This window comes from Bacillus pfraonensis (assembly GCF_050768835.1).
Classification (GTDB): Bacteria; Bacillota; Bacilli; order Bacillales; family Bacillaceae_G; genus Bacillus_A; species Bacillus_A pfraonensis.
The window spans coordinates 1-305 of sequence record NZ_JAHCDO010000104.1 but is presented as its reverse complement, the minus strand read 5'-3'; the positions used below and the strand labels follow the sequence as shown (position 1 = coordinate 305).

The window sequence follows — 305 nt, the reverse complement described above, 5'->3', positions numbered from 1 at the left end:
CTTGTTTTATAGTTTTCAAGGTATATAGTATGTCTTTGTTACCATCTGGTTTTAGTATTACAAGACTTCCATTCCCAAAAAACCATCCATAAAGTTCAGTCACTGACACATCAAATGCAAAATTTGTTTTCAATAAGTACTTATCATCTTCTAAAATTGGGTATTCTGATTCCAAGTAACTTAATTGATTAACTACACCCTGATGATTTATCATAACACCTTTAGGCAGTCCTGTTGTTCCTGAAGTATATATGACATACGCTAAATCATTTGATGTGTTCACACTTGGTAGATCGCTAGATTCA

The 305-nt window shown here is 32.5% G+C and carries 1 protein-coding gene; it reads right to left on the bottom strand.

What is annotated here, in order from left to right; genetic code table 11:
- On the bottom strand, positions 1–305 hold a 305-nt coding region (locus KFD70_RS29295), incomplete at both ends, for an AMP-binding protein (RefSeq protein WP_431613556.1).